Source organism: Tellurirhabdus bombi (genome assembly GCF_021484805.1).
Classification (GTDB): Bacteria; Bacteroidota; Bacteroidia; order Cytophagales; family Spirosomataceae; genus Tellurirhabdus; species Tellurirhabdus bombi.
This window is the reverse complement of the sequence record NZ_CP090557.1, coordinates 2,703,031-2,721,762: the sequence shown is the minus strand read 5'-3', so window position 1 is coordinate 2,721,762 and position 18,732 is coordinate 2,703,031. Positions and strand designations below refer to the sequence as shown.

Genomic DNA, 18,732 nt, shown 5'->3' with positions numbered 1-18,732 from the left:
TCAGCATCATGACTAACCAAACCGACATCTCGCCTGAAATAGCGGATAAGTTGCGTCAGCTCTCCGAAAAGTTCGCGGTTATGGGTCAGGATATTGGCTCTTACCTGGAAGGACTGCTCCAGGCAGACTACCTGACTTACTGGGATTACATCCATCTGGAAACGTTGCTATCGCTCCAGAACCCGCGCACGGCTTATCCCGATGAGTTAATTTTTATTACGTATCACCAGAGTACCGAGCTGTATTTCAAGCTCATCCTGCACGAAATTCGTCAGATCGCCGCGCATGAATCGCTCACCGCCGATTTTTTTGCGGCCCGCATGGAGCGCGTTAATCGGTACTTCAGCATTCTGGAACAGTCTTTTACCATTATGGTGGAAGGCATGGAGAAAGAACAGTTTCTGAATTTCCGAATGGCGTTGCTGCCTTCAAGTGGTTTTCAATCGGTGCAGTTTCGGGAGATTGAAATCGTCTCCACTGACTTTTCACAGTTGTTGGTTGACGTTCCGGCGGGCATTGATCCAGAGGCGTCTTTTTCCGACCTATACGCTTACATTTATTGGAAACGCGGGGCTACCGAGCTGGCTACCCAGAAAAAAACGCTGACACTTCAGCAATTTGAAGCCCAGTATTCTGAGCGGTTAATTCGCCTTGCCGATGAATACCGCGACCGGAATCTCTGGCAATGCTTTCTTAAGCTTCAGGTCACTGGTGATGTAACGGAGGCCTTAATCGATCAGCTTCGTCAATTCGATCAGATCGTAAATGTGCGCTGGAAACTCCGGCACATTCGCTCCGCCGTACGTTACCTGCATAAAGATCCCGAAGACATCAAAGCAACCGGTGGCACCAACTGGCAACGTTATTTGCCGCCCCGCGAACAACAGCGCATTTTCTTCCCGAATCTCTGGAGCGAGTCTGAGCGCCAGGAATGGGGGAAAATGATTGACCTACACGGGTAATTCAGAAGCCAGGATCGCTTTAGTACTCACATAACCTACTCGAATAATGAACAAAAAAATTCTATTGCTTGGCTGCTTGCTTGTTGGCAGCATCCTACCGCTGGCCGCCCAGAAAGCTCCCGAAGACAAGGCAGGCTGGAAATTAGGCGCCCAAGCCTACTCGTTCCGTTTGTTTCCTTTTGCCGAGGCACTGCGCAAAATCGATAGCTGCGGCCTTAAGTACGTAGAAGCGTTCCCCGGTCAGGAAATCGGCGGAGGCGTGTCGGGCAAAATGGACTTTAAAATGGATGCTCAGACCCGTCAGGCTGTCAAGAAGCTTCTAAAGGACAAAGGAATTACCGTCAGTGCCTACGGCGTTGTTCGTGCCAAAGATGAAGCAGAATGGCGATCGCTTTTCGAATTTGCCAAGGATTTAGGAATTTCAAACATCAACACCGAGCCTGATCCGCAACAATTTACGTACCTTATCCGGTTGGCCAACGAATATAAAATCAACGTTGCCCTCCACAATCACCCCAAACCATCGCGTTACTGGCATCCCGATACTGTATTGAAATACGCTGGCGATAGCAAGTATGTTGGTGCGTGCGCGGATATTGGCCACTGGGTTCGCTCGGGTCTTGATCCGGTTGAATGCCTGAAAAAACTGGAAGGTCGGGTATTGGGTATGCACTTCAAAGATGTGAAGAAAGACACGCCCGATGGGAAATACCATGATGTGATCTGGGGTTCTGGCGAAAGCAAAGTAGATGCTGTCATTGCCGAAATGAAACGCCAGAAATTTAAAGGCCCGATCTCCGCTGAATACGAATATCATTGGGAAAACAACGGCCCGGAAATTGCCGAAAGTGCGAAATACTTTCGAAGTGCCTACGAGCGCATCAAAGCTAAATAGTTGCTTCTTATGCACTAAAAAGAGGCCATCCAATTGGATGGCCTCTTTTTATTCTATCTCTCTATTCGTTAACTACTGCTTATTGTAATGCAATTGTCCGGTAAGTCGAAGGCGTCGGAACAGTTGTGCTCAACGTGATTTCTTTGATTTCTTTCTTTTCGCCATCAGTGATTTCTACTTTGTAGACACCATCTTGTAGGTTAATCAGGTCAAAACGAACGTGAGTGGCTCTTTTGGATTTGACAATCCGTTGAGTCGCCAGCTCATTTCCATCCGTAGTCAGCAGACGAACCAACAAAGAGTTGTTTGATTTGCTATCGACAATTACATTCAATTTCGTACTCTCAGCGGAAGGATACACCACTGATTGGAATGAATTATTAGTTACGATGGGTTCATTTTTAGCAAAGCTCGTCGAAGTACCTAGTGTCAGTGCAATAACAAAGGAAGCAAGTAGCGTTTTCATAATTCCTGGACCGCCGGTGCGGTATGTTTATGGGTGTGAATCGTTGTTGGTAACTATCATAGCCTTTTTGTGGCTGTTTGATGGTTCAAAGATAGAGGGAGGAAGCCTTGTAGCACCAGGTATTGTACAACGGTGGTTGTTTTATGAGGACAAGTGGCAACTATCCTTGATGAAATGATTTTCAGAATTTTATTTGGTCACTAGTTCTAAAAAACCTTAACAATTCGTTAACAATAAGACTTAAACGCTAAAAAAGCGATTACAACCAATTAATATTTGGCTATAATTGAAAATATAAAATAGAACAATTCCTCTTTACCATTTACTCAAACGAATATGCTTTCTCGCTCTGTGTCTTTTCGGGTCCCGTCTATATTTAATTCATTTGCGAATCTTATCAGTGCAGAAAGTACGCGCCACGGTGGACATAGCCAGCTTCCTTTCTCTTCCTTAAATTTAGGGTTAAACACGGCCGACAATCCACAGCATGTGCAAGCCAACCGAAATCTTTTTTTCAGCCAGTTTGGTATTGCGCCTACCCAGGTAGCCTTTTCACACCAGGTCCACGGCGATCAGGTTTTGGTTGCCACCCAGGCGGGTCACTACACGGGTTATGACGCGTTGATTACCAATAGCGCGGGCCTTTTTCTAAGTGTAACGGTTGCCGACTGCACGCCTATTCTTATTTATGATGCCGGGCAACAGGCCGTAGCAGCCATTCATGCGGGTTGGCGGGGTACCGTAGCCCAGATTGCGGTTAAAACCATCCAAGCCATGCAGCAAACCTTTGGCACCAACCCGCGCAATTGTTATGCCTATATCGGAACTTGTATAGATGATTGCTCTTTTGAAGTTGGCTCTGAAGTAGCCGCCGAGTTTGAAGATCAATTTAAACGATATGATAGCGATAAACAGAAGTATTGCATTGATTTAAAAAATGCCAATGCGGCGCAATTGATGACGATGGGTCTTCCAAAATCTCAGATTGAAATCTCTCCTTATTCAACTGTTTTGCACAACCAGGACTATTTTTCGTATCGCCTCGAACATGGTCAGACTGGACGCATGCTTGCTCTGATTGGATTAAAATCTAATTCGCTAAACAAATAAAGCCCTGCACCAGTTATTTATACGTTATTTATACACACTCAACGATTAGAGAGACATGGGAATTTTAGTAACAATCTTGGTAGGGGCTGTAGCCGGCTGGCTAGCCGACCTTTTGTTTAAACGATTTTCATTATCCCTTTTAATGGAAATCATCCTGGGTATTGTAGGGGCGTTAGTTGGTGGCTGGATTTTTGGAAATACATTCTCGACTGGCGCTAGTGGTTTTCTGGACCGTGTCCTGACCGCCTTTGTAGGAGCAGTAATTATTTTAGGTATCGCTGCTCTTTTCTCGCGTCGCCGCACGACGTAGAATTTACAAGTAGTTATATAGTTGTGAACCGTTGAAAAGCTGTCAGGCAAATGCCGACAGCTTTTCTTTTGCCTATCTATTTCCCAATACAAACTCTACTTCCTTAAAACCGAAATAACGAAGCCGTTCGCCACTCTGAATAGCCAAAAGCCCTGTTTCGCTGACTCCAACAATAATTCCCCGAAAACGCTCGTTATCGGCAATAAAGTCGTGCTCTTCCTGGTACCGAAAAAGACGTTGCAGGTAAGCGGCTTTCAGGACATTCCGCTGGGCGCCATTGGTTCGGCTGGCGCGCAGGGCCAGATACCGTTGCTCAAAGCTTGTCAACAGTAAATGAAGTGCTTCTTCAAGAACAAATTCACTATCATTTGGTGTTTCATTAAGTAAGGAGGTTGCGTTCGGATTACTGAATTGCGTCTGGTTGATGTTCAAACCAATACCAACCACTGACCAGGCAATTGAATAGCCTTGTAAGGTATTTTCAATCAGTATTCCACCAATTTTGCGCTCGTCAATGTATAAATCATTGGGCCACTTAATTTTTAGCCGGTCATGAACGTACGTTTCCAGCCAGTCGCTAATACCGAGTGATACCGCAATGTTTAGCCAGAATTGTTCACTAGCCTGAAGGAAAGACGGTTGTAGAATAATAGAGATCGTTAAATTTTGGCCTGCACGGGCTTCCCATTGATTGCCACGCTGCCCCCGCCCGGCAGTCTGGTTATCCGTTATGACAACGAGACCCTCCATGGCTTCGTCTGCCGCAATTAGTTCGGCAGCGACATCATTGGTGGACTGACAACTTGGCAGGTATTTTATTTTTTGGCCAATAATTAGCGTTTTGGGTCGAAAGTTGTACAAGTTTTCTTATATTTAATTAAAGTACGCTGACTGATATGGTACATTTGTCTTAAGAATGTCCCCGCTGCGGCAAGCGATGTGCAATTTAAATGAACAGCATGAGAATTAATAAAGCAAAAGAACTGACATCAGCAGAACTGTGCGATCTGGTTGTAAAAGGAATGCAAGAGAAAAAAGCAACGGATGTAGTCGTCATGGATTTGCGCAGTGTCAAAAATGCAATAGCTGACTTTTTTGTGATTTGCTCCGGGACTTCCGATACACAGATTGATGCCATTTCCACTTCTATTGAAGAAGAAGTCTATAAAGCCAGCCAGGTTAATCCTTGGCATAATGAAGGCAGACTGAATCGGGAATGGATTTTGCTGGATTATGTAGATGTTGTCGCTCACGTATTCAAGAAAGAGCGCCGGACTTTTTATGATCTGGAACAACTCTGGGGCGATGCCGAAATCCGAGTTGTTGAGGAACCCGTAACCGTCTAACCTTCTATTTCCCCACCCATCAAAACCGTTTAGTGTGAGAAACATTCCATTGTAAAATGGTGTTCTCTTTTTTTACATAGCCGTAAGACTGTTACGAGAAATGCCTGAAACGAATAATAGAAACCCCTTATCTGGCCGCGGTCCGCGTCGCCCCAATTTTCAGGGCTGGATTGTTGCCCTGCTGATTGCCGCCATTCTGGGTATCACGTTTTTCAATCGCAATAGTGCTGTTCGCGAAACAACACAGAAGCGATTTGAAAAAATGGTGAAAGACCGGGAGGTTGGCGAAGTCGTAATTGTTAACGACAACGTTGTTGAGGTGACATTGACGCAACAAGCGATACAAAGTCCTAAATACCGTACGATTTTTCAGGAAAAGCCTTATTTTTCCACGTCAGGCGGCCCTCACTACAGCTTTCGGATCACGTCTGCTGAAGCCTTCAAAAAGGATTTGGATAAAATTCAGGAAGGAATACCAGATAGTGAAAAAATAGAATATCGCATTGACCAGCGGAGCGACTGGAGCGGCTTCATCCAAACTTGGGGCTTCTTTATTGTCATGATTCTGGCCATGTATTTCCTGCTCGGACGTATGTCGGGAGGAGCCGGCCCAGGTGGCCAGATTTTCAACATTGGAAAGTCGAAAGCGGCTTTGTTTGATGCTGAGAATAAGGTTAAGATCACATTTAACGATGTGGCTGGCCTGGACGAAGCCAAAGAAGAGATCAAAGAAATTGTTGACTACCTGAAAAGTCCGGGTAAGTTCACGAAACTGGGCGCAAAAATCCCTAAAGGAGCCTTGCTAGTTGGCCCTCCAGGTACGGGTAAAACTTTGTTAGCCAAAGCCGTAGCAGGCGAAGCGGGTGTTCCCTTCTTCTCCCTATCGGGTTCCGACTTCGTAGAAATGTTCGTTGGTGTAGGTGCTGCCCGGGTGCGTGACCTTTTCAAGCAAGCAAAAGAAAAAGCGCCTTGTATCATCTTTATCGATGAGATTGATGCCGTTGGCCGCTCACGTGGACGTGGCTCCATGCCAGGCGCTAACGACGAGCGCGAAAATACGCTGAACTCTCTTTTAGTAGAGATGGATGGTTTTGCAACAGACTCCGGAATTATCATCCTGGCGGCTACTAACCGTCCTGATGTACTTGATTCTGCCTTACTACGCCCAGGTCGTTTCGACCGCCAGATTAGTATTGATAAGCCCGATATCGTTGGTCGCGAAGCCATCTTCAAAGTGCACTTGAAGCCGTTGAAGTTGGGTCAGGATGTTGCGCCGAAAGAGCTGGCCGCCCAGACACCGGGCTTCGCTGGTGCCGAAATCGCTAACGTTTGTAATGAAGCCGCTCTGATTGCTGCGCGTCGTGATCGTGAATTCATTACCATGCAGGATTTTCAGGATGCAATGGACCGCGTAATTGGTGGTCTGGAGAAAAAGAACAAAATCATTTCTCCGGAAGAAAAGCAAATTGTTGCCTATCATGAGGCTGGTCACGCCGTCACAGGCTGGTTCCTCGAACACGCCGATCCGCTGGTAAAAGTAACGATTGTACCCCGTGGTGTGGCAGCGCTTGGATACGCCCAGTACCTGCCTCGTGAGCAGTATCTGTACCGTACCGAACAGCTTATCGACGAAATGTGCATGACGCTGGGCGGACGCGCGGCTGAAGACATTGTGTTTGGTAAGATCTCAACGGGCGCTTTGAGTGATCTAGAGCGAATTACAAAGCTAGCTTACAGCATCGTGACGATCTATGGTATGAATGATAAAATTGGTAACGTTTCGTTCTACGATTCAAAACAAAGCGAATACCAATTTAACAAACCTTATTCCGAAGCAACTGCTGAAGCCATTGACGATGAAGTTCGTAAATTAATCGACATGGCTTACCAGCGTACGAAGTCAATGCTATCGGAGCACCGTGAAGGTCTGGAAATTATTGCCCAGGAGTTGCTGAAAAAGGAAATTCTGTTCCAGGCTGATCTGGAGCGCCTTTTGGGCCGACGTCCTTTCCAAAAGGAAACAACGTATCAGGCTTATAAGAACAAGGGTGAAGAAGTGAAGGAGGAAATCGGCAGCGAAAGCAAGCCCGAAGAAACGAATCCACTGCACACGCCTGATCTGCCAGCCTTGAGCTAGTACATAAAATGGAACATAAAAAAATCCCGCTGGTCTCAGCGGGATTTTTTTATGCCATCAGAACAGCTTAATCAGGCTGCGTGAATGATCTTACTTCTTTGGCAGCTTTGTCTAAAACCACACTCGCAAGCTGTCTCGCCATCTCAAGATCCGAAGCGGCGCTCTTGCCATTATCTACCATTATATGGAAAATATGATTATCGCTGAGGATGTGTAACGTGCGTGTGCTAGCACTCCAAATCGCTTTGTCTCCTATTCCGGTCACAGCCTTTCCCGCGGGGCTATTTTTAGGGGGCTCTACTAACGCAGGACTCACATCTCTAATGTTTCCGGCTCCTATCTTTGTCGTATCACCAGCCGCTGCTGTCGAGTCGGCCCCCCTGCTTGGTCCTTCCTGACTATTTCCTGGAATATTTGATAAAGGTGATCCCATGGCTGGCCCTTCAGAAACGGTTCCTTCCGTACTAGGACCAAACAAGGATGGTCTATGGATTCGACGGTGACGAGTCGCGTATTCTTTGGTCTGGTACAAACTATCAAACATGGCTTCAGCCTGATAAGTCGATGGGAAAGCTTTATAGCCCGTAGTAGATAGGACTACATGCTTTTTGTCACCCCACCAAAATTCGCAACTGTTTTGTCCATCCTTAACAGAAACATCACCGTGTTCTACATCAAATATAGAACCAACATACCCTTCATCCAGAACATTGCAAAGTTTGTCGTATTTGGTATCTTCACTTAAGGTAAAAGATCCTGATACATAACGAGCTAATGGTCCTTCATTGCCCGTATTTCCACCTACGTCTTCTGGACGGCCGGAGTCAGGGCCACCGCAGGCTACGCAGAGCATTGCTAACGGTATCCATTTCAATTTATTATTCATAGCGTTTAGTGGTGTTTTTCCATTAAATACTACGAAAGTCTAGACTTTGTTTTTATAAATTAGACTAATGTTTCCGTCTTAACGCCAACGATAGCCAGTTGCATCAAATGAATAATTCATCGGGCCATAATAAACCAGCTTGAGGGTACTAACGGCTGGACGGCCATTTACCAATTCAGAATAATATACCTTCTTCGACTCAATCAGTAATTCGCCCGAAGTTAGGCGACCAACAAAATTGATACTGTGCGCGTCTGGTAACTTAGCTTCCAGTTCCAGTTCGTTGAACAAATACAACGGATAAGGATTAAAACCAACTTTGGCAACACTGATGTATTCCATGTCCTTTCGGCCTAAACTAGCCTGGTATTGTTTCGCCATGAACCCGTTTACCTGCTGGCTCTGGCCGGTCAGACGATAACGACGGCTAAAGTTCTGCCGACAAGTGCTGGAAAAAGCAGACGCATATGCTTTCCGCCCCGTGGAATAACGCAGGATTACTTTGCCTTCGCCGGGGTCGTTGACGTAAATTCGGTATGATCCATCAGGCTGACCCGTTGCAAAGGTAAATCCGTCACCAAAAGCAGGTAAGCTCATGCTGGCCAGTTTCTTATCAAAGCCCATAACACCCGTTTTGGAGTTAAGGAGAATCTGATAACGAACGATCGAACCATTGTAATCCGACTGTTCATAAACCAGCATTCGGTCAAACGAAAGTGTCTCAGTACGTGTAGGATTCGGCTTATTGACGACTGGCGTAGTAGCTTCGGCAATCATTGGCTGAGCGAGCAGCCTGTCTGATAAAGCGAAGAGGCAAATTGAAAACCAGACAATACGGATTAAGGAAAGATTCTTCATAAGCAATGTAAAAACAACTTGCAATATAACCATAAAATGTTGTTCGTCCGGGAAATTTCCCCCTATGATCTGAGCCAGAAAAGTAATTTTGACGGGACGAGAGCAAACAAAATGTTATTTTTGCAGGCTTGTCTACTTATTCGCATGTTACCCATTGAGAATCTGACCTTACCCGCCAATCGCGCGATTTATTTTGCCTCTGATTTTCACCTGGGTACGCCTACCCCCGAAAAAAGCCGCGAACGCGAACAACGCGTTGTCCAGTGGCTCGATATGGTTCGTCAGGATGCCGAAGTGATTTTTCTGGTTGGCGATGTCTTTGATTTCTGGTTTGAATACAAAAAAACAATTCCCAAAGGCTTTATTCGCTTACAAGGCAAACTCGCTGAGCTAACGGATGCGGGCTTGTCTGTTGTGCTCTTTACGGGCAACCACGATATGTGGATGGAAGATTACTTCACGCAGGAAATGGGCATTCCCGTTTATCGCCAGCCCCGCGTTTACCAAATTGGGGACAAGCGTATTCTAGTCGGGCATGGTGATGGACTCGGCCCAGGCGATCATTTCTACAAACGGCTGAAGGTTGTTTTTGAAAATCGGCTGGCTCGTCGCCTCTTCCGTTGGGTACATCCAGACGTAGGCGTTGCTTTGGCCGATCGCTGGTCACGCCACAGCCGGGCGTCGAATCAACACAAGGGTGAAGAGACTTTTCAGGGCGAAGAAAAAGAGTGGTTGCTGAGTTATTGCCGGGAAATGGAAAAGCACCAACACCACGATTTTTACATATTCGGGCATCGCCACCTGCCCCTGGATTTAGCAGTTACCCCCAATAGCCGCTACATCAATTTGGGCGAATGGCTTTATTCCAATACCTACGCCCGCTTTGACGGCGAAAAAACCGAGCTTCTAACCTTTAATTCTTATACTTGATGATGTCGTCGCGCGTCAGGTTTTCGCGGGGCGTGGCGTTCATTTCCTGCCGGTACTCTTTCTTTTTCAAATCGCCGTTTTTAACGGATTGAATAAAATTAGCCCAAGCAAAAGGGTTCAGGAAGGGAATCGTTGTCATTTGGCTGCGGTTGATCAGGTTATCCCGCCCAAAAAACTGCTGGTTCATGAAATAACGGTAGTTCGCCGCAGCGCTCATGGGTGTCATAGCAGCCAGGCGCTGCATCGCCTCAGCGCTGGTATTTCGTGCCAGATTCTCGCGTTCTTTTTCATCCGGTAACTTCATGTTAACTAGCGCCTGCTTAAATAACTCTTCGGTTGCGTACGGATAAACTTTTACTTCAGCTAGCGTCGTTACGTCCTCCTGCATGGCAATTACCGCCGAGAAAGACGTTTCAGTCAGGCGGCGGGGAATAATTGTGTATTGCTTTTTGAAGCCGACATAGCTAAACACAACGCTATCACCCGGCAATACAGGCAAGGCAAAATAGCCCATCCGGTTCGAGAGAATACCCCGTCCCGCTTTGGGAATATACACGTACGCCTCTGGCAGCGGCTCACTGGTTTTTCCAGAAGTTACAATACCAGTAAACATAACCAGAGATCCCTGGCCCTGCGCGTAAGTAGTAGTCTGATTTATAGTCAATAAGGTAAGCAGCACCATCCCTGGTAGTACCAGTCGGCTCCCCCCCCAACATATCGCTTGTAAAAAGCGTTGGAATCTAGTCAATGCTTTCATACTTATATAAACCTAAAAACGACCGGCATTTCTGGTCTATTGTCCTAATTTCTACGAGAAAACTTTCAAAAACGTAATGATAAAAGGCGCTGCTACCAATAAACCGTCGAAGCGATCCAGAAAACCACCGTGTCCTGGAATACTCGAACCGGAGTCTTTAATGGCAATGCTCCGTTTAAACAACGATTCAACCAAATCGCCGTAGGTACCCGTCACTACGATAATCGCGCCAATGCAGTACCATTCCCAGGCTTGCAAATCAGGCTCAAACTTTCCGACAATCAACCCAAACGCGACAATTCCGGAGGCAATGGCACCTCCCACGCTCCCCTCCCAGGATTTTTTGGGCGACACCCGTTCAAATAATTTCCGTCGACCAAATTTGGTTCCGGCAAAGTAAGCCCCAATGTCGCTGGCCCAAAGCAGCATCAGGCAGCCCAGCACCAAACCGGGTCGGTATACGCCTCGCCAGAGTGCCAGCACATTCAGCAGGGCAAAGGGCACTGCCACGTAAATGATACCCAGAAAAGTAAACCCGATATTCGAAAAAGGCTTTAGATCGTTCTTTTTGTAGAGCTTGATGAGAAAGACCATCGACGCTGCCGGACAGATCAGAAAGTAATTATCATAGGCAATTACCTCTTTTTCAATTAAAAACGTCAGCAACACAATAAAGCAGCCCACCAAGGTGCCATAGTAGGTCAACGGCTGGTTTCCATCAAGACCCAGCAGGCGGTAAAACTCCAGCTGCGTCAGCGCACTAATGGCGCAAAAAAGCAGGGCAAAGCTCCAATCGCCATACCAGATTGCCCCTAAAACAAGTCCTATCCCCACCACGGCTGCAATGACCCGCTGTTGAAGATTCGACATTTTATCTAACCTAGATTTCATTATCCGATGCTAACGTTGGCCCAATTGACCGTTTTGCCAATAACCAACTATGAAACAAACAATTACACCTAATCGAATGCAAGCTACGAGTACTGTTATGCTGAATTTTCGGTGCGATTGTTCATTTTGCGAACCTATCTATTTTACCAGTTTGGGCGAATATACCAAAAAATGAGCGATAAATGCCCATGAGGTATGCTATCCAGCCGGTTTGTCACGAGGCCTAAACGGGCATCTGGCTTGTTCTGCTGCTTATGTTTACGATATTTGTTGACGCAGTTCGTGAAAAAAGCGTTGCGATCACCAAATCTTTTATCTCCATGAAGTTTTTTGTACCGGCCACCAAAGACAATAAAGAAGCAGAGAACGTCTATAGCATCTTGCAGAAAAAAATTCGTCAGGCGAATTATAAACCCACCGACGCCCGGGTTTATTCGATTACGTTTGAAGACAATGGCCAGGAGCTTACTGAAACCGTCGGCAAATCATCGCCCATTGCTCACGAAAACGTAGTAGCTATCTTTGAAACGGAAGACATTTATTTAATCTGTACAACCAACCGAGGTATTTTGCGGGGCTTGCCTATTGCAGCCGGTAAGTGGGCCATTACCCGGGCGGAGTTGTTTGACGCCGAATAAAAGAAAACTGCCGAGTTTGATCGACAAAAAGTTGTTACTACCAGCTCATTCGCCGGTTACGTGCTGCATTTCAGCAGAAATAATCACTTTGGCAAGAATGGCATGTTGTGAAGGAACATAAACCTCACAGTTGCCAAAATGTACGTTACTATCTTTTTTGTTGATGACAACGGCGTCGATTTCGTGTCCGGCCAACACAATCTTGGCCATCTCAGCTCTGATAAGCATGGAAGTCACCAACACCTTTTCCCAATTTTTAGCCATACGGATGTGAACGAGCAGCTTGGTTGCTTTTTCGGAAGTAATACAATAATCCAATTGTTAAAAGTAACGAAAAAAAAGCACCCGTCAGCGGAACCGAGTTTGTATTTTCAATATCGATGGGCACTACTCGCTGCCGGTATAGCCATACCATCAACACGGTGAAGCCATTATTGACGAAATGGGCCAGAATCGGAACCCATAAATTTCCGGACCAGGCGTAGAGATACCCAAATAGCGCGCCGAGTAACATCCGTGGAAAAAATCCGTAAAATTGAAAGTGAATCGCGCTAAAAATGGCCGCAGCAATCCAGATCGCCGCGTGGGTATTTCCAGTCCATTGGCCTAGTTTCCGTTGCAGCAAGCCTCGAAATAAAACCTCTTCTCCAATGCCGGGCAGCGCCCCAACAACCACTAAGGCCAGCATAAGCTGCACCGGCGAATCAAACGAAACCAGAAAGGTGGTCAGCTTTGTGAGCTGGTCTTCCTTTTGCTTCATCCACTCTTCCAGCCCTTCAAAAGCCGGGGGCAAGTTAATGTTCTGATTCCACTCAATAATTAATCCGTTAAACGGCATAAAAGCAATGGTCAGCAAAACCACCAATGCCAGGGAGTTGACTGTCGACAGCGGACGCGGGTTGAAATCTTTCCAGCGGCGACGTTCCATCATTCGCCAGTAAAGCAGACAGGGGACCAGAAAAGTCAGGGCGTGGCTGATTCCCTGAATTAAAATCAGCAGATACCAGCTTCCTGAAAAAGCTTCCGGATTGCTCAGTAATTCGAACGTATTACGGGCCGCTCCCCCATCCTGCATCGTTGACCAGATCACCAGCAATAGGGCTGAAACAATACTTCCCAGCGACATACCAACCAACACGAATCCCAGCAAAAGGATTATACTGCGCAGGGGATGCAGCCCTTCGGCCAACGGATTATTTGAACGTAATTCAGTCATAAGGTTGTAAATTTACGGCTGTATTTTTAAAAGTTGGCATCTGAACCCATCATTCATCGGATGCGTTACAACTTCAAGTTCTGTGAGTTATTGCTTTTGAAGCAGGTATGGCAAAAATTGGTAAGATAGAATTAGGGGATTTTCCGCTGTTGCTGGCACCGATGGAGGACGTAAGCGATCCGCCTTTCCGGGCGGTTTGTAAGGCCAATGGTGCAGATTTAATGTATACGGAGTTTATTTCATCCGAAGGATTGATCCGTGACGCGGCGAAAAGCGTTCAGAAGCTGGATATTTTTGAATACGAGCGGCCCATTGGTATTCAGTTGTTTGGTTCCGATATCGAAACCATGCGGGCTTGCTCCGAGATTGCCACCCGCGCGAATCCGGATCTGATCGATATTAATTACGGTTGTCCGGTGAAAAACGTAGCCTGCCGGGGTGCCGGAGCGGCTTTGTTGCAGGACATTCCCAAAATGGTTCAAATGACCGAAGCCGTTGTCAAGGCGACGCATTTACCCGTGACGGTCAAAACCCGCCTGGGCTGGGACGACAACACCAAAAACATTATGGAAGTTGCCGAGCGGCTTCAGGACATCGGCATTCAGGCGTTGACCGTCCACGGACGCACGCGGGTGCAGATGTACAAGGGAGAGGCCGATTGGACACTTATTGGCCGAATCAAGGAAAACCCGCGCGTCACCATTCCTATTTTCGGTAATGGCGACATTGATAGCCCCGAAAAAGCCCTGGAATACCGCAATCGCTACGGCGTGGATGGCATCATGATTGGCCGGGCCAGCATCGGCTATCCGTGGATCTTTAACGAAATCAAGCACTTCCTGAAAACTGGCGGTCATCTCCCTATTCCAACCATCGCCGACCGCGTGGACGTTTGCCGCCAGCACCTCGATTTTTCCATCCGCTGGAAAGGCGAACGCGTGGGCACCTTTGAGATGCGTCGGCATTACACCAATTATTTTAAAGGGCTGGAAAACTTTAAACCGTATCGGCAACGGCTGGTCACGGCTGATACATACGATGAGTTACAAGGCATTTTGGCAGAAGTAGCTGATTTTTATGCCGTTGAAAGCGTCTAAGGACGCTTTCAACCCTCGCTTGCTTTACCATCCTTACGCCATTTTATGACCACGCCGACGTCTACCGAGCGACCTATTTCGCCGCCTGCCCAACAGACAACGCCCTTGCTGGCCTGGATTCTGCTTTTTATTCTCGCTTTGGTCTGGGGCAGTTCATTTATTCTCATTAAGCGAAGCCTGGCTTCTTTTTCACCAACGCAGGTTGCCACGGGACGGATTACATTCGCCTTTTTGTTCTTTCTGCCTTACGTGATGCTTAAAATTCGGCAGTTTCCACGGCAGCAGAGCTGGGTTTTATTGGCCTCGGGCGTATTGGGCTACCTCATTCCCGCCTTCATGTTTGCCATTGCCGGAGCCCATCTTAGTAGCTCGTTAGCGGGTGCGTTGAATTCGCTAAGTCCGTTGTTTACGTTGGTTTTAGGTGCTATTTTCTTCGGAAACTCGCTCCAGACCAGGCAGGTTATTGGCGTTTTACTGGGCTTCGCCGGCTCTGTATTTTTGGTTTTTCTGAGTGCAACCGGCTCTTTTTCGGTTAATGGCTACGCGCTTTTACTTGTTGTCGCTACTTTGTGTTATGGCCTCAATATCAATCTGGTATCGCGCTATCTTCGACACTTACCCGCGCTAACCTCCACCTCCTGGACGTTTGCACTGACCGGCCCCCTTGCCCTGCTGGGCCTGCTTACCACCGATTTTCCCGTCCGGGCGGTCAATCCGGCGTCTTCATCGTCGTTTGTGATGCTGATTATTCTGGGCGTGCTGGGTTCTGGCTTGATGACTGTTCTGTTTAACCGCATCATCCAATTGTCATCGGCCATTTTTGCGTCTTCTGTTACGTACCTGATTCCGATTGTTGCTTTAGGCTGGGGCCTTCTGGATGGCGAGCCGCTCTACTGGCCGCAAATCATGGGTATGGCAATTTGCTTATTTGGGGTATATTTGATCAATCGAAAATAAACCCGGCTTTTTATGTACCGCGCTACGGTCAACGAAAAAGATACATTTGATATTGATTTCCCGTCTGGTCAACCTACGCTCAATGGCGAGCCTTTCGCCTGGGATTTAGTGCCTTTAAACGACCGTCAGTTTCATATTCTGCATCAGAATCGTTCTTTTGTGGCCGAACTGCTGGAACTCGACCCTGCCGAAAAAAGCGTTACGCTTAGAATCAATCAGGGCATCCATACCATCAAACTGAAAGATCGTTTTGATCTTCTGTTGGCCCAAATGGGCATGGAATCGACTAACAAAGCGCGGATCAACGAAATCAAAGCACCCATGCCGGGCCTGATTCTGAGTATCAACGTACAGGTGGGTGACACCGTGCAGAAAGGCGATACCGTTCTGATTCTGGAAGCCATGAAGATGGAAAACGTCATCAAAGCACCCGGCGAAAGCACCATCAAAAGCATCCGCGTTCAACGAGGTGAGAGTGTTGAGAAAAATCAGGTTCTGATTGACTTCGCTTGACATCACGCCCCATAAATAATTTATTTATAGTCCTAGATACGCCCATAACCCCGCATGAATCCTGAAACGAAGCCTTCCAAAACTGAACAATTAGACCGTAAGAATGCTGAAGCTGAAATTGGCGGTGGACAAAAACGCATTGATGCCCAACATAAAAAAGGCAAGCTAACCGCCCGGGAGCGCGTTGCCTTGCTGGTGGATGAAGGCTCGTTTGAGGAAATCGGCAAGTTTGTCATGCACCGAACCCGGGATTTTGGGCTGGACAAAGAACATTACCTGGGCGACGGCGTTGTGACGGGCTACGGAACGGTGAATGGTCGGCTGGTCTACGTCTTCGCACAGGATTTTACTGTCTTTGGCGGCGCTCTATCGGAAACCCACGCCGAAAAGATTTGCAAAATCATGGATCTGGCCATGAAAAACGGCGCTCCGGTCATTGGCCTGAACGATTCGGGAGGGGCCCGGATTCAGGAAGGCGTTCTTTCGCTGGCGGGTTATGCCGACATTTTTTACCGCAATACGCTGGCCTCGGGTGTGATTCCACAAATTTCGGCGGTGATGGGTCCCTGCGCGGGCGGTGCCGTTTATAGCCCAGCCATCACGGATTTTATTCTGATGGTGGAAAACACTTCATACATGTTCGTGACAGGCCCGAATGTGGTCAAGACAGTCACGCACGAAACCGTTACGTCGGAAGAGTTGGGCGGTGCCAGTACGCATAGCACCAAGTCGGGCGTGACGCATTTTGCCTGCGCAAATGAGGTAGAATGCATCCAATACATCAAACGGCTCCTGAGTTACGTGCCGCAGAATTGCGAAGACGATACGCCCCGCCTGCCGTACGAAGCCACGGACGAAACGCGCCCCGGCCTCAATACCATCATTCCAGAAAACCCGAACCAGCCGTACGACATGCGGGAGGTGATTGAGGAATTGGTTGATGAAGGCAGCTTTTTTGAGGTTCACAAAGCCTTTGCCGAAAACATTGTGGTTGGCTTCGCGCGTCTGGCGGGTCGGAGCATTGGCATCGTGGGGAACCAACCGGCCGTTCTGGCGGGCGTTCTCGATATTCAGGCCAGTACCAAAGCCGCCCGATTTGTTCGCTTTTGCGACTCCTTCAACATTCCGCTGCTGGTGCTGGAAGATGTCCCCGGTTTTCTGCCCGGCACGGACCAGGAATGGAACGGCATCATTACCAACGGGGCCAAATTGCTTTACGCTTTTTGCGAGGCAACCGTTCCGCGTGTGACCGTGATTACCCGCAAGGCCTACGGCGGCGCTTATGACGTGATGAACTCCAAACACATCGGTGCCGATTTGAACTATGCCTGGCCAACGGCCGAAATTGCGGTGATGGGCGCCAGCGGAGCCGCCGAGATCATTTTTAAACGCGAGATTGCCGAAGCTGAGGATCCGCAGACCAAACTTCAGGAGAAAGTATTGGACTATACGGAGAAGTTTGCCAATCCTTACCGCGCGGCGCATCGGGGTTACATCGACGAAGTAATCTACCCGGAACAGACCCGACATAAGCTTATTCGGGCCTTTCAAATGCTGGAAAACAAAGTGGCCACCTTACCCAAGAAAAAGCACGGTAACATTCCGTTGTGATAAAACCAGTCTTAACAGACAGTTCAATTTTACTTGTTAAATTCTTTTTAGCGTACGATGAACGAACAAAGCAAAACATTTCTCTACAAATACCTCAATAATGCCTCTCCCACCGGCTTCGAGTCGTCGGGACAGCAAATCTGGCTGGATTATCTGAAACCTTATATCGATGAGCACATTGTCGATGTCTACGGTACCGCCGTCGGCGTCATCAATCCCGGCAAAGATTACAAGGTTGTTATCGAAGCACATTCCGACGAAATTTCGTGGTTTGTTAATTATATCGACGATAATGGCTACATTTTCGTGCGCCGCAACGGCGGTTCGGATGCCGTCATTGCTCCGTCCATGCGCGTTAACCTACACACCAAAAAAGGCGTTGTAACGGGTGTTTTTGGCTGGCCAGCCATCCACGTCCGCGATTTGGCTAAGGACACGGCGCCCAAAGTTACCGACCTCTTTATTGATGTGGGTGCTCATACGAAGCAGGAAGTTATCGACATGGGTATTCACGTGGGCACTGTCTGCACGTTTGTCGATGGTCTGTTCGAGATGAACAACCGCTATTACGTGGGGCGGGCGCTCGACAACCGCATGGGAGGCTTTATGATTGCGGAAGTAGCCCGGCAACTGAAAGAAAATAACGTTGAACTGCCGTTTACGCTATACGTCGTCAATGCGGTACAGGAAGAAATTGGTTTGCGGGGTGCCGAGATGATTGCCCGCCGCCTGAAACCAGATCTGGCGATTTGTACGGACGTTACGCACGATACGCAATCCCCAAAATACGACAAAAAAGAACAAGGCGACCTAAAAGCGGGCGGTGGTCCCGTGCTGTGCTACGGTCCGGCGGTGCAGAACAATGTGCTCGATTTCATCATTGACGTGGCGGAGCAAAAGGACATTCCGTTCCAGCGGCAAGCTGTTAGTCGTTCGACCGGAACCGATACGGACGCCTTTGCCTACGCAACAGAAGGCATCGCTTCGGCCCTGATTTCGCTACCGCTCAAGTACATGCATACGACTGTGGAAACGGTTCATATCGATGACGTGCAATCGGTGATTCACCTCATGTACGAAACATTGCTTACGCTGAAAGGCAACGAAGATTTCCGGTACATCAAATAAATGATTTATCCAGACTGGCGCTGT

General features: G+C 47.7%; 21 protein-coding genes. 13 read left to right on the top strand and 8 right to left on the bottom strand.

Annotated elements, in window-relative coordinates:
- Positions 1-8: 8 nt before the first annotated feature.
- Both L0Y31_RS11465 and L0Y31_RS11460 read left to right on the top strand, forming a co-directional pair.
- Positions 9-962 (top strand): tryptophan 2,3-dioxygenase family protein, encoded by a 954-nt coding sequence (locus L0Y31_RS11465; RefSeq protein WP_234733203.1) that lies wholly within the window; start codon positions 9-11, stop codon positions 960-962.
- 46 nt (positions 963-1,008) lie between these two features.
- A complete protein-coding gene (locus L0Y31_RS11460) occupies positions 1,009-1,857 on the top strand; it encodes a sugar phosphate isomerase/epimerase family protein (RefSeq protein ID WP_234733202.1) in 849 nt (282 codons plus the stop codon).
- A gap of 79 nt (positions 1,858-1,936) precedes the next feature.
- Here the strand turns inward: L0Y31_RS11460 and L0Y31_RS11455 are convergent, their stop codons facing one another.
- On the bottom strand, positions 1,937-2,323 hold the full coding sequence (locus L0Y31_RS11455; protein ID WP_234733201.1) for a T9SS type A sorting domain-containing protein: 387 nt from the start codon (positions 2,321-2,323) through the stop codon (positions 1,937-1,939).
- Between the two features lie 336 nt (positions 2,324-2,659).
- Between L0Y31_RS11455 and pgeF the strand changes: the two genes are divergently transcribed.
- Entirely contained in the window at positions 2,660-3,433 is a 774-nt protein-coding gene (pgeF, locus tag L0Y31_RS11450; protein ID WP_234733200.1) for a peptidoglycan editing factor PgeF, read from the top strand.
- Between the two features lie 142 nt (positions 3,434-3,575).
- Complete coding sequence (locus L0Y31_RS11445) at positions 3,576-3,743, top strand: GlsB/YeaQ/YmgE family stress response membrane protein (protein ID WP_234733199.1); 168 nt, start codon at positions 3,576-3,578, stop codon at positions 3,741-3,743.
- Positions 3,744-3,815: 72 nt separating this feature from the next.
- Here the strand turns inward: L0Y31_RS11445 and L0Y31_RS11440 are convergent, their stop codons facing one another.
- Entirely contained in the window at positions 3,816-4,604 is a 789-nt protein-coding gene (locus tag L0Y31_RS11440) for a biotin--[acetyl-CoA-carboxylase] ligase (RefSeq protein WP_234733198.1), read from the bottom strand.
- Positions 4,605-4,702: 98 nt separating this feature from the next.
- Here L0Y31_RS11440 and rsfS point away from each other — a divergent pair, with 98 nt between their 5' ends.
- Both rsfS and ftsH read left to right on the top strand, forming a co-directional pair.
- A complete protein-coding gene (gene rsfS / locus L0Y31_RS11435) occupies positions 4,703-5,089 on the top strand; it encodes a ribosome silencing factor (protein ID WP_234733197.1) in 387 nt (128 codons plus the stop codon).
- A 100-nt stretch (positions 5,090-5,189) separates the two neighbouring features.
- Entirely contained in the window at positions 5,190-7,226 is a 2,037-nt protein-coding gene (gene ftsH, locus L0Y31_RS11430) for an ATP-dependent zinc metalloprotease FtsH (RefSeq protein WP_234733196.1), read from the top strand.
- 67 nt (positions 7,227-7,293) lie between these two features.
- On the opposite strand, the gene L0Y31_RS11425 is transcribed toward ftsH, so the two are convergent.
- Together L0Y31_RS11425 and L0Y31_RS11420 are read right to left on the bottom strand one after the other, a co-directional pair.
- Positions 7,294-8,112, bottom strand: a complete 819-nt coding sequence (locus tag L0Y31_RS11425) for a hypothetical protein (RefSeq protein ID WP_234733195.1) — start codon at positions 8,110-8,112, stop codon at positions 7,294-7,296.
- Between the two features lie 78 nt (positions 8,113-8,190).
- Positions 8,191-8,889, bottom strand: coding sequence for a hypothetical protein (locus tag L0Y31_RS11420; RefSeq protein ID WP_234733194.1), 699 nt, complete (start codon positions 8,887-8,889; stop codon positions 8,191-8,193).
- A 225-nt stretch (positions 8,890-9,114) separates the two neighbouring features.
- Between L0Y31_RS11420 and L0Y31_RS11415 the strand changes: the two genes are divergently transcribed.
- Positions 9,115-9,900 (top strand): UDP-2,3-diacylglucosamine diphosphatase, encoded by a 786-nt coding sequence (locus L0Y31_RS11415; RefSeq protein ID WP_234733193.1) that lies wholly within the window; start codon positions 9,115-9,117, stop codon positions 9,898-9,900.
- Here the strand turns inward: L0Y31_RS11415 and L0Y31_RS11410 are convergent.
- Both L0Y31_RS11410 and L0Y31_RS11405 read right to left on the bottom strand, forming a co-directional pair.
- The gene (locus L0Y31_RS11410; RefSeq protein WP_310587083.1) at positions 9,884-10,513 is read right to left on the bottom strand and encodes a carboxypeptidase-like regulatory domain-containing protein; all 630 of its coding nucleotides are present in this window, start codon (positions 10,511-10,513) and stop codon (positions 9,884-9,886) included. The genes L0Y31_RS11415 and L0Y31_RS11410 overlap by 17 nt on opposite strands.
- 195 nt (positions 10,514-10,708) lie before the next feature.
- Entirely contained in the window at positions 10,709-11,548 is an 840-nt protein-coding gene (locus L0Y31_RS11405) for a phosphatidate cytidylyltransferase (protein ID WP_234733191.1), read from the bottom strand.
- A gap of 320 nt (positions 11,549-11,868) precedes the next feature.
- Here L0Y31_RS11405 and L0Y31_RS11400 point away from each other — a divergent pair, with 320 nt between their 5' ends.
- Positions 11,869-12,186, top strand: coding sequence for a hypothetical protein (locus L0Y31_RS11400; protein ID WP_234733190.1), 318 nt, complete (start codon positions 11,869-11,871; stop codon positions 12,184-12,186).
- 45 nt (positions 12,187-12,231) lie between these two features.
- Here the strand turns inward: L0Y31_RS11400 and L0Y31_RS11395 are convergent, their stop codons facing one another.
- Positions 12,232-12,414: a DUF2007 domain-containing protein gene (locus tag L0Y31_RS11395; RefSeq protein ID WP_234733189.1), complete on the bottom strand. Its 183-nt coding sequence runs from the start codon at positions 12,412-12,414 to the stop codon at positions 12,232-12,234.
- A gap of 28 nt (positions 12,415-12,442) precedes the next feature.
- On the bottom strand, positions 12,443-13,402 hold the full coding sequence (locus L0Y31_RS11390; protein ID WP_234733188.1) for a CPBP family intramembrane glutamic endopeptidase: 960 nt from the start codon (positions 13,400-13,402) through the stop codon (positions 12,443-12,445).
- 107 nt (positions 13,403-13,509) lie between these two features.
- On the opposite strand from L0Y31_RS11390, the gene dusB reads away from it, so the two are divergent.
- From dusB to L0Y31_RS11365, 5 genes are read left to right on the top strand one after another with little or no spacing between them, the layout of a single operon-like run.
- Positions 13,510-14,499, top strand: a complete 990-nt coding sequence (gene dusB, locus L0Y31_RS11385; protein ID WP_234733187.1) for a tRNA dihydrouridine synthase DusB — start codon at positions 13,510-13,512, stop codon at positions 14,497-14,499.
- Between the two features lie 45 nt (positions 14,500-14,544).
- Entirely contained in the window at positions 14,545-15,456 is a 912-nt protein-coding gene (locus L0Y31_RS11380; RefSeq protein WP_234733186.1) for a DMT family transporter, read from the top strand.
- A 12-nt stretch (positions 15,457-15,468) separates the two neighbouring features.
- Entirely contained in the window at positions 15,469-15,969 is a 501-nt protein-coding gene (locus L0Y31_RS11375; protein WP_234733185.1) for an acyl-CoA carboxylase biotin carboxyl carrier protein subunit, read from the top strand.
- A gap of 54 nt (positions 15,970-16,023) precedes the next feature.
- On the top strand, positions 16,024-17,580 hold the full coding sequence (locus L0Y31_RS11370) for an acyl-CoA carboxylase subunit beta (protein WP_234733184.1): 1,557 nt from the start codon (positions 16,024-16,026) through the stop codon (positions 17,578-17,580).
- 57 nt (positions 17,581-17,637) lie between these two features.
- The gene (locus L0Y31_RS11365) at positions 17,638-18,708 is read left to right on the top strand and encodes a M42 family metallopeptidase (RefSeq protein ID WP_234733183.1); all 1,071 of its coding nucleotides are present in this window, start codon (positions 17,638-17,640) and stop codon (positions 18,706-18,708) included.
- The last annotated feature ends 24 nt before the right edge of the window (positions 18,709-18,732 follow it).

What these genes read in the sequence shown, in the direction of transcription:
- L0Y31_RS11465 (WP_234733203.1), top strand. Translation starts at nt 9, where the DNA reads ATGACTAACCAAACCGACATCTCGCCTGAAATAGCGGATAAGTTGCGT.
- L0Y31_RS11460 (WP_234733202.1), top strand. Translation starts at nt 1,009, where the DNA reads ATGAACAAAAAAATTCTATTGCTTGGCTGCTTGCTTGTTGGCAGCATC.
- L0Y31_RS11455 (WP_234733201.1), bottom strand. Translation starts at nt 2,323, where the DNA reads ATGAAAACGCTACTTGCTTCCTTTGTTATTGCACTGACACTAGGTACT.
- pgeF (WP_234733200.1), top strand. Translation starts at nt 2,660, where the DNA reads ATGCTTTCTCGCTCTGTGTCTTTTCGGGTCCCGTCTATATTTAATTCA.
- L0Y31_RS11445 (WP_234733199.1), top strand. Translation starts at nt 3,576, where the DNA reads ATGGAAATCATCCTGGGTATTGTAGGGGCGTTAGTTGGTGGCTGGATT.
- rsfS (WP_234733197.1), top strand. Translation starts at nt 4,703, where the DNA reads ATGAGAATTAATAAAGCAAAAGAACTGACATCAGCAGAACTGTGCGAT.
- ftsH (WP_234733196.1), top strand. Translation starts at nt 5,190, where the DNA reads ATGCCTGAAACGAATAATAGAAACCCCTTATCTGGCCGCGGTCCGCGT.
- L0Y31_RS11425 (WP_234733195.1), bottom strand. Translation starts at nt 8,112, where the DNA reads ATGAATAATAAATTGAAATGGATACCGTTAGCAATGCTCTGCGTAGCC.
- L0Y31_RS11420 (WP_234733194.1), bottom strand. Translation starts at nt 8,889, where the DNA reads ATGATTGCCGAAGCTACTACGCCAGTCGTCAATAAGCCGAATCCTACA.
- L0Y31_RS11415 (WP_234733193.1), top strand. Translation starts at nt 9,115, where the DNA reads ATGTTACCCATTGAGAATCTGACCTTACCCGCCAATCGCGCGATTTAT.
- L0Y31_RS11410 (WP_310587083.1), bottom strand. Translation starts at nt 10,513, where the DNA reads ATGTTTACTGGTATTGTAACTTCTGGAAAAACCAGTGAGCCGCTGCCA.
- L0Y31_RS11405 (WP_234733191.1), bottom strand. Translation starts at nt 11,548, where the DNA reads ATGAAATCTAGGTTAGATAAAATGTCGAATCTTCAACAGCGGGTCATT.
- L0Y31_RS11400 (WP_234733190.1), top strand. Translation starts at nt 11,869, where the DNA reads ATGAAGTTTTTTGTACCGGCCACCAAAGACAATAAAGAAGCAGAGAAC.
- L0Y31_RS11395 (WP_234733189.1), bottom strand. Translation starts at nt 12,414, where the DNA reads ATGCTTATCAGAGCTGAGATGGCCAAGATTGTGTTGGCCGGACACGAA.
- L0Y31_RS11390 (WP_234733188.1), bottom strand. Translation starts at nt 13,402, where the DNA reads ATGACTGAATTACGTTCAAATAATCCGTTGGCCGAAGGGCTGCATCCC.
- dusB (WP_234733187.1), top strand. Translation starts at nt 13,510, where the DNA reads ATGGCAAAAATTGGTAAGATAGAATTAGGGGATTTTCCGCTGTTGCTG.
- L0Y31_RS11380 (WP_234733186.1), top strand. Translation starts at nt 14,545, where the DNA reads ATGACCACGCCGACGTCTACCGAGCGACCTATTTCGCCGCCTGCCCAA.
- L0Y31_RS11375 (WP_234733185.1), top strand. Translation starts at nt 15,469, where the DNA reads ATGTACCGCGCTACGGTCAACGAAAAAGATACATTTGATATTGATTTC.
- L0Y31_RS11370 (WP_234733184.1), top strand. Translation starts at nt 16,024, where the DNA reads ATGAATCCTGAAACGAAGCCTTCCAAAACTGAACAATTAGACCGTAAG.
- L0Y31_RS11365 (WP_234733183.1), top strand. Translation starts at nt 17,638, where the DNA reads ATGAACGAACAAAGCAAAACATTTCTCTACAAATACCTCAATAATGCC.